Source organism: Photorhabdus temperata (assembly GCF_025384845.1).
Classification (GTDB): domain Bacteria; phylum Pseudomonadota; class Gammaproteobacteria; order Enterobacterales; family Enterobacteriaceae; genus Photorhabdus; species Photorhabdus temperata.
On the sequence record NZ_JAJAFX010000015.1, the window covers coordinates 80,643 to 96,059 of the forward strand.

Below are 15,417 nucleotides of genomic sequence, written 5' to 3' on the forward strand. Positions count from 1 at the left end.
AAAAATCAATTATCACATTTAGTTATAATTTGAATCGCTATGTCAACGCTTTGTCATCTTTAGAAAAATCAGAAAAAGTTGTGTATACTTCCTTTCACTTTCAACCAGAACAAAATTGTTAATGCCACAGGATAATCACTTAGCACTTGTATACGCTCTCAGCAAATGGATCGAGAATCACCTTGGCCGGGTAATCCATCTGGAAGAACTGGCTGCTTACTCTGGCTATTCGCTTTGGCACATGCAGAAAATATTCAAGGAAGTTACCCGAATTTCTCTTGGCAAATATATCCGCCAGCGACGTCTGGCCGGTGCTGTTCATCTTTTAAGAAACAGCACCTTGCCTATTTTCGATATCGCCCTGGATTTTGGCTTTGGCTCACAATCTCATTTCACTTATATGTTCCGTAAAGAGTATGGCATAACGCCCTATGATTTCCGGCAGAATCCAGATATTGAGCTAGAGGTTAAACAACCTCTGCATTTCACCACCAACTGTTCATGACACAGCAACCAGAAAGCACCTTTAAACGGGTAATTACCCAACAAACGCAGCCATACCATAATCAGGTTGCCAGACTTTCAGGGGAGAGATATGTCAATAAAATGAATAAAGGGACTGCTGTCAAAGCCGTTGGCTGATCATCTCGGTATCACCAGAGATAAAATTATGTGTATTGGTGACCATAATAATGATCTGGCAATGATCGAATTCGCCGCTGTTGGTGTCGCAATGGGTAATGCCGAACAAGGTGTCAAAGATATCGCTCAGTTTATTACTGCAACAAATGAACAAGATGGGGTGGCAATAGCGATAAATAAATTCCTGTAAAGCGATTTATTCTCTATTTAACCCCATCTTCATACCTATCCCTGAGATCTTGGCTTCACAGGTATTATTTAGCTCTGGTCGCTAACCAACAGACAATTGATCCGACTGTGACCATTAGCACACCTTGCCAAAATGAAAAAGAGAGTGCGGTACTCAGCAGTAAGGATGAAAAAGCGGTAGAGATAATCGGCGTGAAATAAGATAACGTAGCCAATAATGCAACATGTCCTCTGATGATTGCGACTGTCCAAGCAGCATTCGCCACACCAATAGCCGCTCCGGCAAACAGTAATATGCTGACACTACGAAGAGTTATCACCATTTCAGGCGGAGATGTGAAAAAGTATTGAATCCATAATGCAAAAGCCGTCAAGATAAAAAACAGCGTCATGCCATTCTTACCCTCCGCCATGATTTTTGTAATGTTACAATACACCGCCCAGATAATTGCACCAGAAAAAGCCAACCCATAGCTTAATGGGTTACTCTGGATATTCTCCACCATCTGCCTGAATGACCAGCCATTATCACCGCTCATCACCCAACCAATCCCCAGAATAGACAGTAATAAACCAGGATAAAGCCACCCGTTCACTTTCTGCTTATTAACAATGACCGCCAATAAGACAGTAAAACCTGGCCATAAATAGTTAACCATGCCCAATTCAATTGCCTGAGCACGATTATTGGCAAAACCTAATGAAAGTGATAAACAGATTTCATAACCGACAAATAGCAAACTCCCAAGCCACAAATAGACTCTGGGAAAAGTGCTGATTTTTGGGAAACCGATTAGCAAAACCAGAAAAATTGCGCCAACAGTATAAATAAGCGCTGCGCCACCTACAGGCCCAAAACTTTCACTAACACTTCTTATCAACCCGACAATTGTACTCCACAATACAATCGCCAGGACTCCGTATATTGTCGCTTTGTGTTGTTCGATCCTTGTTTTCACATCGATCCTCATCTTTATTCTTGGTCTAGTTCCCTGTCATGCTGTATCAAATAAATCAATACCAAAATGATAGTGACAAAGAAATGGAAAGCGCTGGACACGCCATTCCATTGTTTAGACATCCACATCCCAAACCATTCACCACCAATTGACATAAATGCCACCTGCCAGGTCAGGAAACCCAAGGTCAGGCCAGCTATTGCGATAGCTTTCTTTTTATTGAAGACAACAGCATCAGATTTCAAATTCGCCAGTAAACGGATACCACCAATCCAACATAAAACCGCAGTTAACGTTTCTAAAGAAATAATGACAATATAACTAATGTGATGTAACACCGGTGAATGGATTGCACGATAGGTGATGGTCGCATCAGGGAAAATGGTATCCATCATCAATACATGCTGTACAAACACGAAATTAGTACCATAGTCTGTGATATTGCCAAAAGCGACCAATGTAGCAAACAGCGCTATTGCACAGACCAGCAAGACCTTAGATAAACGAATAATCATTTGTCGGGTTCTCCAAAGAATGACTGAAACACCAGAGAGATCATAAAGAACACAAACTATCATATAATTTAACAATCATCACCTTATTCCTACATATTAAATCGTAGAATTACTTTTAAAATATTTTCATCTAATATCTGACTTATGTTTTCCTGTTCATACCATCATTAGATCAGTTATTATCTATTCTATTCTTATTTACCTGACTGTTACTTATGGATGATTCTCTAGTTAGCTCAATAAAAAACTATTTCAGACAAAAATTGAATAGGAGAGATTATATTATCAGCTTTATTACAGCGGCTGTTATCCTCGGAATGCTGATTTTCCTCTCTGGTTATCTGGCAGAAAACAATTATGCAGCCTATATGCAATATGGATTATCTGTATGGCTGTATATGATCTCTATTGGTTTATGGGCAATGTGCTCCTTCGCCACTATTTACTATTTAATCATGAAAACCGCTTTCCGATTGAATGGGGCGGGGTTATATGGCTGGCCAATATCTATTTTTATCTATCTATTCAGTGTGTTACCAAACTATCTTTCTGACAAAATAATGATCTATTCGCCATTTATCAGCCTGGTTGGGATCATTCTTGCCTTTACTCTTCCGGCAAGAAAAAACAATAATAAAGGGTAATATTTACTTTATGTCCCAAAAATTTTATTTCATCTGACTATTACTTAAGATAGTAATCGTCGTTATAAAATAAAACGACGATTATTTATATACATTGCATTATTACTGAATATTTTATTATTCCACTATGACCGGATTTCTACAATCCTGTCTGACGACTAGTTTGTTAAAATAATTTAACTATAAAAAGTAATGATGAAAAAGATTTGGAATCAAAATAGTGGAAATGAAATTGGAAATTCTTGATTGATCATTGCCGAAATAGTTTGCGATTATAGATTAAAACAACATGAAGAGAAATCAGAAGAGCGAACCATGAAAGTTTTATCGTGCTAATTATCGAAAAGCTATGCCATAAAAGTCACTCAAATAAAGTAACTTTTATGGCACGATCTTACTGAATGCGAACAAACTACCCTTTATATTTCTCAACCAGAGCCAGAGCTATTGACTCAGTTTGCGCATCGGGATTACCACTGATGTCATCTGGTCTGAAATGCATCTGGAATGCACTGATTGTTTTAAGGGTATCTTCATCAAGTACACCCGTTTGTGGAATGGTATAGCCATATTTAGCTAATGTTTTCTGTATCAACGCAACAGAAGCCATGTCATTCCATTTTCTGCCAGCCATATATTTTTCAACTGTTACATCATCAGGCCATGCACCGATACCTTGTTCAGCCAAGTTCTTCCACGGGAAAAGTTTACCTGGATCATATTTTCTCAGCGGTGCGATATCGCTGTGACCAATAACATTTACCGGCTCAATGTCATAACGCTGAATAATATCTTTCGCCAAACGCGCTAACAGATCGATCTGCTGCTCATTAAACGGATACCACTCTTTCTCAAGTAACCTTTCCGTAAATCCTTTATTGACAATTTCAACGCCAATTGATGTGTCATTCAAATCTTTTCGACCATTCCACGCACTGACACCAGCATGCCATGCTCTCTTACCTTCAGGAACCAATTCCAGAATGACCGGCTTCCCACTCACATAATTCGGTAACGATGGGATCAGGTAATGAGCACTGACACCGTCCTGAGTCAATATACGTAAAGAATCCTGATCATTGACGGCAGTATAGTGGAACACCAAAAATCTTACTCTGTCATTCTGACTTTTCGAAGGAAAAGAGCTATCAGCTTTATAAGTGCCGCGATCTTCCAGATGACGCTGGCTGGAACACCCGGCCAATAACATAAATAAGCCAACCAATATGATCTTCTTCATAATCTCCCTGTCCCACCTATTAATTGAAAACAAGATAATAACACAAAGAAATTAAATTAATACAAAATAAATTTTATGTTTTATATGATTTTTTTATAAAATTATCGGTTTTACTCTTGATATAAAACACAAGAGAAAATGCCTTATTCCCATAATTTAAATAGGAATAAGGCAAAAATAACAAGCAAGACGTAAAAGGTAACCAGCTTCTATATCATTAAATAATATTAACTATACCTTCCGTCCTGGTATCTCACTTGTGGTCGGTCGCTTGATTCGACTGGGCAAGACTTGCTGTTTCCTCCCAAATACCAACTTCAACCTTTTGCTGAATCTCAGGATATTGATTGATATCAAATGTCGGTAACCTACCGACACGTCTCTGCTGGTTATAATCTTTTGCAAGTTTAAATGCGACGCCGGAAAGTAACAAAATAGCGGTTAGATTGGTAATTGCCATCAATGCCATAGATAAATCAGCCATTTTCCAAACTAAAGGCAATTCAGCCAACGCACCAAACATCACCATACCTAATGCCGACAGACGGAGGATCACCAGGCCCGCGGTATGATTACCTTCAAGGAATACGATATTGCTTTCAGCGTAAGCATAATTCGCAATGATTGATGTGAAGGCGAAAAAGAAGATAGCTAACGCGATAAACGCAGATCCCCAATCACCGACCGCTGAGGATAATGCCCGCTGAGTCAGCTCTATTCCACTTATTCCTGAAATATCACCATCAAGCACACCCGATGAAAGGATGATAACAGCAGTAGCGCTACAGATAACAAGAGTATCCATAAAGACACCCAACATTTGCACATATCCCTGAGATGCCGGATGAGGAGGATATGGAGATGCGGAAGCAGCTGCATTAGGGGCTGAACCCATCCCCGCTTCATTTGAAAACAATCCTCGCTGGACACCTTGCGTCATTGCCTGCGCAACACCGTAACCAACGGTTCCTGCAACCGCTTCCTGTAAGCCAAATGCACTTTTGAAAATCAATGCAAACACTTCCGGTATTCGTTCAAAATTATGCCCGACAACCCAAAACGCCAGGATCAGATAAGCTGCTGCCATAAAGGGAACAACCAGCTCCGCAACTCTGGCAATAGAGCGCAAACCACCAAAAATAATAACCCCGCTAAGGATCACCAGGCCAATACCGACATATAACGGATTAAAATTAAATGCGAAAGCAGCAGCCTGAACAATTGAATTTGCCTGGACAGCATTAAATACCAGACCAAAAGCAATAATAAGGAATATGGAGAACATAATGCCCATCCAGCGTACCCCAAGCCCTTTTTCCATGTAATAGGCCGGGCCGCCGCGGTAATTCCCTTTATCGTCTTTTGTCTTGTACAGCTGGGCAAGTGTGCTCTCAATAAAAGAGGTCGCCATCCCAATCAGGGCAACAACCCACATCCAAAAAATAGCGCCAGGACCACCCGCCGTTAAGGCGATTGCCACACCGGTAAGATTACCCGTACCTACCCGTGCAGCTAAGCTGGTACACAACGCCTGGAATGATGAAATACCTGCACTGTCAGATTTTTTACTGTTTTTCAGTACTGAAAACATATGCCCAAAGTGACGAATCTGTATAAAACCTGTACGTATAGTGAAGTAAACACCGGCCCCAAGAAGAAGATAAATCAATACGGAGCCCCAAAGGATGTTGTTAAAAAAGTTAATTAGTTCCGTCAAGATGTTTTTCCCCTTAAATTAGCAAACCCAGTCTGACCATAAAATCGTATCCGGCAGAATTCATTGCGCTTAATATGCCTTTATAATTAACAACTAACGCAATGCTGTTTAAAAAAACACAGAGATACTGGTCAGAAAAACGCTATAAATGTAACACAAGTTTGAAATTAATGTGTAATGTTTACTGACCTTTTTACATTACCCATCAGATTAAATGAATATTTGATGTACGGTTCTTGGGCGATAGTTAATAGATTATGTCATTCAATCAGCTATTGCCCGCCAGTAACTTCATACACGCCATTATCTATACCTCTCGTTTGTGAACCGTTTGTTAATTAAATCAACAAGCAATTAATATCAAGAAAAAAGACTCAAAAATAAGATATTGTGATTAATTTTGTGAGCAGATTATCAGCTTTAAGAAAAAATCGTACTTAATTTAAAAAATTTCGCATAGTGACGTCCACCATATAAAGCATTAAAAAGATAAATCACCACCTCCTATTAAATCGCAATGAAATATCAATACCCTGTGCTAATGCCTGGAATATCACCCAATGATATATGGTCACAATCAACACATTTCCGCTTATTTTTTGACTATATGAATATACATCCAATCTCTGTTATTACTGTATTCTCTGTAAAATTACAATAGAACTGACATAGCAAGATCTTTTTTATAAAATAATTGGACCCGCCCTTTGATCGTCTATGGGGAATAAATAACAATTATCTGGCAGCTTTCCAGTACATAAATACATATTCGATTATCTGTCAATGGTTGGTTAAATCATCGAAGAAAACTCAACTCAGCAATTCATTAATATAACCAGAAAAAAATAGCCTAAGCGACTACTTTCCATACTATCGAACAAGTTTTCCAATTTAGAGGGTTTACAGCGTTTTTTGCTAAAATCCTGCTCAATATTTATTTTAACAATCCATTTACTTTTAAGCATCAAAATTCTCCAAAACCAATATTTTCCCAATGACTTACAATCCTATTAATCTGTAAAAACAATGTACTTAACCCAACTATACATAGCCATAACCAATATTTACTTCATATTTACTTAACATTATATATTAATTTCAATGAGATATTATTTCTCAATGAAATTAATTTCGTAAAAAATATGAAAAAACTTCTCTTATATGCAACATAAAACTGGATCTTTTATTATCTACTGCTAATATTTTCATTTGTTATCTTTTACAAAAAAAACATGTTTATGAAGTTAATATTGCAAAAATATCTCACTTTTATTCTCAATCCATAATTTAAACAATATACGTTGAGGTTATGAATGACGTTAAGAAGAAAAAGGAAAAATCCTACTGATAACAATTTACCTATAAGAGTCTATCGTGGGAGATCTAAATATGAATACCACCCTCCATCAGGGGGCTCAATATCCATTTGTTGCTTAAGTTCACCATTATCTGTCGTTTGGGAGGAATATGAAAAAATTCTTAATAAGAAAAATAATAACTAAATCATAACAATTCAAATATTATACAGTAAGTACTATATTTACAGTTATAAAAACGGCGGGAGAACAAACTCCCGTTAGCGGTTTTTACTTAGTCACCTCTACCATAAAGATTTTTACAAGCTATTAAATTAACTATCCAGTTTTAACTTCTATATTTACTGATCAGTCATCAGACCAAACTGAAATAAAAATGACACTCTATAGCATCGCATTTCCCCCGCTAAAATCACCCTTGACAGCTTGCTAACCAGCGAAGAAAGGTCATATTCTACTCATTACAGATACAGTCATCAGCTTCTATCCAGCCCATATGACGTGTTACAAATGCAGCTACAGTGCCATTCCGATATAAACGGGTAAAGCACCGTAGCAAAAGAGGATGAAGAAGAGAAAATAGTAAAGTCTAAAAAACAACTGTAACGTGTAAAATTTTGCACGTCACTGGATAAGAGCAACCGCCTTAAAAATATATTCTTTAAAAAGAAACGCCAGCGTCGCAGCAACAATAGACCATTGAAGACGATCAAATTTACCTTCAAGTTTGCTAAGACGTACATCCACAGACTCGAATCGTTGGTTAACGCCCTTACTCATAGATTCGAATCGTTGGTTAGATTCTTTATCCATAGTTTCAAATCGTTGGTTAGACTCTTTACTCATAGCTTCAAATCGTTGGTTAGACTCTTTACTCATAGCTTCAAATCGTTGATCAAGGGCTTTACCCATAATTTCAAATCGTTGATCAAGGGCTTTATCCGTAACTTCAAATCGTTGATCAAGGGCTTTATCCGTAGCTTCAAATCGTTGGTTAAGAGCTTTATCCATAGCTTCAAACCGCTGGTTAATATCGGATCTAAGTGACGTGAAGCTAGCCTCATTCTCACGGCGCAGATTATCAACACTTTCCTGAGTTGCAAGATGTTGCATATTCTGCCCGCGATGCAAGAGAGCATTTAACACATCACTCGTGCTGAACTCTATTTTTTTATCATCTGAGTCACTCATCTTTCCCCCTCAATATCAAACAGCACAAATATTAATCTCAGTATACACTCTGCCGTATATGACTTGCAAAATTTTGCATCCAACAAAAACAACAAAATATCGCACTTGGGTGCTTGAATCTTTCCAATATAATCATTAAGACATAAACGTATAAAAACGATAGGTAACTACATGATGTAAAAGGAAAACTTACAAATCATAGCAATATAAACAAATACGTTTTTTATGGCTATTTTATGAGAGTTCTATAGCAAAAATTTCAAGAAATGAGAAAACTCCACGGAAATATCAGCTACCGTGAAGTTTTCAGAAGATGACGGATTACATATGCTGGATAATAGCGTCACCAAACTCACTGCATTTCAGCAGCTTAGCGCCTTCCATCAAACGCTCGAAATCGTAAGTAACGGTCTTCGCCGCAATCGCGCCTTCCATACCTTTAATGATGAGATCAGCGGCTTCTGTCCACCCCATATGACGCAACATCATCTCAGCGGAAAGAGTGACTGAACCTGGGTTCACCTTATCCTGACCCGCATATTTAGGTGCTGTACCATGAGTTGCTTCAAACAGAGCGCATTCATCACCGATGTTTGCTCCCGGGGCGATACCGATACCACCAACCTGAGCAGCCAGTGCATCAGAGATATAGTCGCCATTCAGGTTCATACAGGCGATAACGTCATATTCAGCCGGACGCAGCAAAATCTGTTGCAGGAAAGCATCAGCAATCACATCTTTGACAATGATCTCTTTGCCGTTTTTCGGGCTCTTAATTTTCACCCACGGACCGCCATCCAGCAGTTCACCGCCGAACTCTTCACGAGCAAGCTGGTAACCCCAGTCTTTGAAAGCACCTTCGGTGAACTTCATAATGTTGCCTTTGTGAACCAGAGTGACTGATTCACGGTCATTATCAATCGCGTATTCAATAGCAGCACGAACCAGGCGTTTAGTGCCTTCTTCAGAACAGGGTTTCACACCGATACCACACTGCTGTGGGAAACGGATTTTATTCACGCCCATTTCGTCTTGCAGGAATTTGATCACTTTATCCGCTTCCGCAGAGCCCGCTTTCCATTCGATACCGGCGTAAATATCTTCTGCATTTTCACGGAAGATGACCATATCGGTCAGCTCAGGTTGTTTTACCGGGCTTGGCGTTCCCTGGTAGTAACGAACAGGGCGAAGGCAGACATACAGATCTAATTGCTGACGCAATGCCACGTTCAGAGAACGAATACCCCCACCAACCGGCGTCGTCAGAGGGCCTTTGATGGCTACGCGGTATTCACGGATCAGATCCAGAGTTTCATCCGGCAACCAAACATCTTTACCGTATACATGAGTAGATTTTTCACCGGTGTAGATTTCCATCCAGGAAATTTTACGCTCACCCTTATAGGCTTTCTGAACCGCTGCATCGACAACTTTCAACATTGCAGGGGTAACATCGACACCAATCCCATCCCCTTCGATATAAGGGATGACCGGGTTATTCGGAACAACCAGTTTACCTTTAGCGTCGACTGTTATTTTTTTACCTTCCGCCGGAATAACTACTTTGCTTTCCATTAACCTCTCCTTTCAAGTAAGCGTAATACCTTGTTAATTTTTTGTAAGGGACGTGTCAATACTACTTGAATATTCTGCAAACGCCAATCGATAGCAGACTCATGTATAATACCCACCCCATTTCGCTTAGTGATCTATGATGACAAATTTCTCTGTTAAAAAACACAAACTTAACCGATTCAGCCAAAGAAAAACATCACATTCTGTCAAAAAACCAACAGGGCCTCGCCGGGTGTTGGTATTTAACAAGCCTTACGATGTCTTGCCCCAGTTCACCGATGAAATGGGCAGAACAACGCTGAAAAATTTTATCCCATTCCCCGATGTGTATGCCGCCGGACGTTTGGACCGTGACAGTGAAGGATTATTGATTTTGACTAACGATGGTAAACTTCAGGCCTATCTGACTCAACCGGATAAAAAAACTGCCAAGGTTTATTATGTTCAGGTTGAAGGAGTTCCAGATGAAGCTTCACTCGATAAGCTGCGGGGCGGTATTGTTTTAAAAGATGGGCCTACCCTGCCCGCAGGTGCCGAGTTAGTTCATGAACCAACATGGCTCTGGAGCCGTCATCCACCGATTCGTGAACGTAAGAGCATTCCGGTGAGCTGGTTAAAAATAACACTGTATGAAGGCCGAAACCGCCAAGTGCGCAGAATGACAGCACATATTGGTTTCCCTACACTTCGGCTGATTCGTTTTAGTATGGGAAACTGGCAATTAGACGAGATGAAACCCGGCGAATGGAAGGAGAGCGATTTTGTTTAACCCCCACATTACCGTTGCCTGTGTTGTCCATGCCCAGAATAAATTCCTGGTGGTTGAAGAGACAATTAATGGCAAAGCATTATGGAATCAACCCGCGGGTCATCTTGAAGCGGATGAAACGTTATTACAAGCAGCAGAGCGTGAATTATGGGAAGAAACCGGTATCCGGGCTAAACCACAAGCGCTGCTGAAAATTTATCAGTGGGTTGCACCAGACAGCACACCATTTATCCGCTTTCTGTTTCTGGTTGAAATGGAACAGCAAGCAGCAACCCATCCACAAGACAGTGATATTGACTGCTGCCACTGGGTTACCGCAGAACAAATATTACAGAGTGATTGTCTGCGTTCGCCACTCGTTGCAGAAAGTATCCGCTGTTACCTGCAAAACGAAAAACATCCTCTCACCCTGCTGGATAACTATGTCTCTCCGGTTAATTAATAGCAAAACAGTGATGCGTTTGATGCACCCCCGTTCACAACGTGTTAAAGTACGGCGCTTGTTTTTTTCTCCAGTGAGATTCTCATGTCAGATAACAGCCAGAAAAAAGTCATTGTCGGCATGTCCGGTGGTGTAGATTCCTCCGTTTCCGCATACCTGCTGCAACAGCAAGGTTATCAAGTGGCTGGCTTGTTCATGAAAAATTGGGAAGAGGACGATGATGAAGAGTACTGTTCAGCCGCGACTGATCTGGCCGATGCGCAATCCGTCTGCGATAAACTGGGTATTGAACTTCATACCGTCAATTTTGCTGCCGAATATTGGGATAATGTTTTCGAGCATTTCCTTTCTGAATATAAAGCCGGCAGAACCCCTAACCCAGATATTCTATGCAACAAAGAAATTAAATTTAAAGCATTTCTGGAATTCGCCGCAGAAGATTTAGGTGCGGATTACATCGCCACAGGTCATTATGTCCGCCGCAAGGATATTAACGATAAGAGCCAATTATTGCGTGGGCTCGATAACAATAAAGACCAAAGCTACTTTTTATATACCCTGAGCCATCTGCAAATCGCGCAAAGCTTATTTCCTGTCGGTGAATTGGAAAAACCGGAAGTGCGTCGTATCGCTGAAAAAATCGGTTTGGTGACGGCAAAGAAAAAAGATTCCACGGGTATCTGTTTTATCGGTGAACGCAAATTCCGTGATTTCCTTGGCCGTTATTTGCCCGCCAAACCGGGGCCGATTATGACTGTAGATGGAGAAACCCTTGGTGAACATCAGGGGCTGATGTACCACACACTGGGTCAACGTAAAGGTCTGGGGATCGGCGGAACTAAAGAAGGCAGTGAAGAGCCGTGGTATGTAATAGACAAAGATGTTCAAAATAACATTCTGATCGTGGCTCAGGGACACGAACACCCCCGTATGATGTCTGCCGGCCTTATTGCTCAACAGCTTCATTGGGTTGACAAACAGCCACTGACTGAAGAAATCCACTGCGTGGTCAAAACACGTTATCGCCAGCAGGATATTCCTTGTACTGTCACACCCATAAACGAAGACAAAATAGAAGTACGTTTTGCTAACCCTGTCGCCGCAGTCACCCCAGGCCAATCAGCCGTCTTTTATCAGGGTGAAGTTTGTCTTGGCGGTGGCGTGATTGAACAACGTTTGCAGGAGTAATTGTGGCAAAGAATTATTACAACATTACACTGGCTCTGGCGGGAATTTGCCAGTCAAGTCGTCTGGTACAGCAACTTGCTCACGAAAACCAGTGTGATACCGATGCTGTTGCAACTATGGTTAATAGCATTCTGAACACCAACCCAGCATCTGTTTTAGATGTGTTTGGCAATCATGAACGCAATCTGCGAATTGGTCTGGATGCCATGCTAGGGATGTTCAATGGTTCTAACAGTAGTCTTTCTGCTAGTCTTACCCGCTATATGTTAAGCCTGATGGTACTGGAGCGCCGCCTGAGTAAAAATCAGGATGCTTCCGACGCACTTGGCAATCGCATTAGCCAGTTAGAGCGCCAACAGACTTATTTTGAACCCATGTCGGAAGGCATGTTCAATGCGTTGGCCGGTATTTATGTTGATGTTATCAGCCCATTAGGTCCAAAGATCCAGGTGACAGGTTCCCCTGATGTTCTGCGCAATCCACTTGTACAAGCGAAAGTCAGGGCTATTTTGCTGGCCGGGGTCCGTTGTGCTGTCTTATGGCAGCAAATTGGCGGTAGTCGCTGGCAATTAATGTTTTCTCGTCAACGCCTGCTCCAACAGGCGAAAGATATTCTTGCTCATTGTTAAATAAAATCCGGGAGTTGCTACCAATGGAATTATCCTCACTGACTGCTGTTTCTCCGATTGATGGCCGTTACGGCGATAAAGTCAGCGCATTACGTGCCATTTTTAGTGAGTTTGGCTTACTGAAATTCCGCACGCAGGTCGAAGTACGTTGGCTGCAAAAACTGGCAGAATGTGCTGAAATTAAAGAAGTTCCGGCTTTTGATGCGGACGCAAACGCTTACCTGAATGAAATTATCGCAAATTTCAATGAACAGGATGCAATGCGCATCAAAACGATCGAACGCACGACTAACCACGATGTCAAAGCAGTAGAATATTTTCTAAAAGAGAAAGTTGCAGATGTTCCGGCACTGCATAAAGTTGCTGAGTTTATTCACTTTGCCTGTACTTCTGAAGATATTAACAATCTGTCTTATGCGCTGATGCTGAAAACAGCCCGTGAAGAAGTAATTTTGCCACAATGGCGCCAGATGATTGACGCCATTAAAAAAATGGCGGCTGAATATCGGGACTTGCCGCTGTTGTCCCGTACTCACGGTCAACCTGCCACGCCTTCCACTGTGGGTAAAGAGTTTGCCAACGTTGCTCACCGGATGGAACGCCAATATCGCCAACTGGAGCAAACCGAAATATTAGGCAAAATCAATGGCGCAGTGGGTAACTATAATGCCCATATAGCCGCTTACCCACAGGTTGACTGGCACCAGTTCAGTGAAACATTTGTGACTTCACTGGGCATCAAATGGAATCCCTACACGACTCAAATAGAACCTCATGATTACATTGCGGAATTGTTCGATTCCATTGCCCGTTTCAATACGATTCTGCTCGATTTCAACCGTGACATTTGGGGTTATATCGCACTCAACCATTTCAAACAGAAAACGGTTGCCGGCGAAATTGGCTCTTCCACAATGCCGCATAAAGTCAATCCAATTGATTTTGAAAACTCTGAAGGTAATCTGGGGCTGGCAAATGCCGTACTTGGTCATCTGGCAAGCAAGTTGCCGGTTTCCCGTTGGCAGCGTGATTTGACTGACTCAACCGTATTACGTAACCTTGGCGTTGGTCTGGGATATGCCCTGATTGCTTATCAATCTACAATGAAAGGCTTAAATAAGCTGGAAGTCAATGAACAGAATCTGCTGGATGAGCTGGACAGAAATTGGGAAGTTCTTGCTGAACCTATCCAGACTGTCATGCGTCGCTACGGTATCGAAAAACCTTATGAAAAGCTGAAAGAGCTCACTCGTGGTAAACGCGTCAATGCTGAAGGGATGAAAACCTTTATTGATGGGCTGGATTTACCTGAAGAAGAGAAAATCCGCCTGAAAGCAATGACGCCGGCAAATTATATTGGCCGCGCAATCACTCTGGTTGATGAATTAAACTAATCGATATTCCCACAGACGGATAAAATACCCGTCTCAGACCGCTGACAAACCTCGTTGAAAATAACGAGGTTTTTATTTTTATCATGAATACTGACTATTTTTCCTTAAATAAATGAGTGTTGTATTTAATACCATTAACAGAGAATTGAAAATAAATCAGTACATAAAAGAATATTATCTGAATAAATGGGTATTCAAAAGCTTTCTAGCCGTTATTTTACGAAGTAAGCCATAAAGAAATAGCGCAATAAAAAATGGATAAAAAGGTTAATTAACCTCAGCTCTGCTTAAGAACAGAGATTTCAGAAGCACGTAGATTCAGACTCGGTCTTATCGCTTGGAATGTAAATGTGCCGCTTTTCTATGCGTTTCGTGCATTGACTCAAGCATTTTTATGCCGATAACGTATCAATAGTCAGTTTGTCAGACAGTTGTTCAAGCTCAGTCCGGTGATTTTCATCACCGTTTCACGGTCGATACTTATACTTCGGTGACTGTTCTGACAGTCACCGTAAGATCCTCTTTTAACATGAATCATTGAATATTGATTAAGCACTCTCAGCACGCATTAGTGGCGTATTTGCTCCAGTTCGTTCTGGCTCAACCCGGTCGTTTTCATTATCGTTTCATGGTCGACACCCATGTCGATCATCGCCCACGCGACTTTCAGGATCCCCTGCTTTTCACCTTTATGCAATCCTTCTTGGAGTCCTTCTTGGAGTCCTTCCTGCCGTCCTTCCTGACGTCCTTCAATAAACCCTTTCTGGTGCCCCTTCTGTTCCAGTTTCTGCGCTATTGTCATCAGTACCTCCTCATACCTCGGGGACTGTTCTGCCAGTCGCCGGATAAAACCCTCTGGATCGGCGGTATCTCCCGCCTGTAATAAGTAGTTTAGCACGCTTTTTAGCTGTTCATCCGTATAGTAATCATACGTCAGCAGTATGACCAACTCTTGCAGCAGCTCCGCCATATCTCGCTGGCGGATACACCAATAATTAAAATATAAA

14 protein-coding genes and 1 pseudogene are annotated in these 15,417 nt (G+C 41.1%); 8 read left to right on the forward strand and 7 right to left on the reverse strand.

The window, feature by feature from the left end; all coding sequences use genetic code 11:
- Positions 1–121 precede the first annotated feature (121 nt).
- Positions 122–505, forward strand: coding sequence for a helix-turn-helix domain-containing protein (locus tag LGZ99_RS08025; RefSeq protein WP_021325645.1), 384 nt, complete (start codon positions 122–124; stop codon positions 503–505).
- Between the two features lie 129 nt (positions 506–634).
- Positions 635–832: an HAD hydrolase family protein gene (locus LGZ99_RS08030; protein WP_023046290.1), complete on the forward strand. Its 198-nt coding sequence runs from the start codon at positions 635–637 to the stop codon at positions 830–832.
- Between the two features lie 64 nt (positions 833–896).
- Here LGZ99_RS08030 and yddG read toward each other — a convergent pair whose 3' ends face one another.
- Positions 897–1,790, reverse strand: a complete 894-nt coding sequence (gene yddG / locus LGZ99_RS08035; RefSeq protein WP_390894006.1) for an aromatic amino acid DMT transporter YddG — start codon at positions 1,788–1,790, stop codon at positions 897–899.
- A gap of 14 nt (positions 1,791–1,804) precedes the next feature.
- Positions 1,805–2,305, reverse strand: coding sequence for a DUF2165 family protein (locus LGZ99_RS08040; protein ID WP_023046292.1), 501 nt, complete (start codon positions 2,303–2,305; stop codon positions 1,805–1,807).
- 215 nt (positions 2,306–2,520) lie between these two features.
- Here LGZ99_RS08040 and LGZ99_RS08045 point away from each other — a divergent pair, with 215 nt between their 5' ends.
- Entirely contained in the window at positions 2,521–2,949 is a 429-nt protein-coding gene (locus LGZ99_RS08045; RefSeq protein ID WP_262979011.1) for a DUF805 domain-containing protein, read from the forward strand.
- Between the two features lie 412 nt (positions 2,950–3,361).
- Here the strand turns inward: LGZ99_RS08045 and LGZ99_RS08050 are convergent, their stop codons facing one another.
- The 4 genes from LGZ99_RS08050 to icd all read right to left on the reverse strand — a co-directional run bounded on the left by LGZ99_RS08050 (position 3,362) and on the right by icd (position 9,988).
- Positions 3,362–4,189: an N-acetylmuramoyl-L-alanine amidase gene (locus LGZ99_RS08050; RefSeq protein ID WP_021325639.1), complete on the reverse strand. Its 828-nt coding sequence runs from the start codon at positions 4,187–4,189 to the stop codon at positions 3,362–3,364.
- A 253-nt stretch (positions 4,190–4,442) separates the two neighbouring features.
- Positions 4,443–5,906, reverse strand: coding sequence for an alanine/glycine:cation symporter family protein (locus LGZ99_RS08055; protein WP_021325638.1), 1,464 nt, complete (start codon positions 5,904–5,906; stop codon positions 4,443–4,445).
- A 1,940-nt stretch (positions 5,907–7,846) separates the two neighbouring features.
- Positions 7,847–8,413, reverse strand: a complete 567-nt coding sequence (locus LGZ99_RS08060; RefSeq protein WP_262979012.1) for a hypothetical protein — start codon at positions 8,411–8,413, stop codon at positions 7,847–7,849.
- Positions 8,414–8,734: 321 nt separating this feature from the next.
- Positions 8,735–9,988: an NADP-dependent isocitrate dehydrogenase gene (gene icd / locus LGZ99_RS08065; RefSeq protein ID WP_036840537.1), complete on the reverse strand. Its 1,254-nt coding sequence runs from the start codon at positions 9,986–9,988 to the stop codon at positions 8,735–8,737.
- Between the two features lie 139 nt (positions 9,989–10,127).
- On the opposite strand from icd, the gene rluE reads away from it, so the two are divergent.
- The 5 genes from rluE to purB all read left to right on the forward strand — a co-directional run bounded on the left by rluE (position 10,128) and on the right by purB (position 14,410).
- Positions 10,128–10,757 carry a 23S rRNA pseudouridine(2457) synthase RluE gene (gene rluE, locus LGZ99_RS08070; protein ID WP_036840535.1) on the forward strand — a complete coding sequence of 210 codons (630 nt, stop codon included), beginning with the start codon at positions 10,128–10,130 and terminating at the stop codon, positions 10,755–10,757.
- A complete protein-coding gene (locus tag LGZ99_RS08075) occupies positions 10,750–11,199 on the forward strand; it encodes an NUDIX hydrolase (protein ID WP_021325634.1) in 450 nt (149 codons plus the stop codon). The genes rluE and LGZ99_RS08075 overlap by 8 nt, the downstream gene beginning before the upstream one ends.
- Positions 11,200–11,283: 84 nt before the next feature.
- Positions 11,284–12,387 (forward strand): tRNA 2-thiouridine(34) synthase MnmA, encoded by a 1,104-nt coding sequence (gene mnmA, locus LGZ99_RS08080; protein WP_036840531.1) that lies wholly within the window; start codon positions 11,284–11,286, stop codon positions 12,385–12,387.
- A 2-nt stretch (positions 12,388–12,389) separates the two neighbouring features.
- On the forward strand, positions 12,390–13,016 hold the full coding sequence (hflD, locus tag LGZ99_RS08085) for a high frequency lysogenization protein HflD (RefSeq protein ID WP_021325633.1): 627 nt from the start codon (positions 12,390–12,392) through the stop codon (positions 13,014–13,016).
- A gap of 23 nt (positions 13,017–13,039) precedes the next feature.
- Positions 13,040–14,410, forward strand: a complete 1,371-nt coding sequence (gene purB / locus LGZ99_RS08090; protein WP_021325632.1) for an adenylosuccinate lyase — start codon at positions 13,040–13,042, stop codon at positions 14,408–14,410.
- Positions 14,411–14,978: 568 nt separating this feature from the next.
- Here the strand turns inward: purB and LGZ99_RS08095 are convergent.
- Positions 14,979–15,417, reverse strand: a pseudogene (locus tag LGZ99_RS08095) (ISNCY family transposase); the annotation flags it as partial.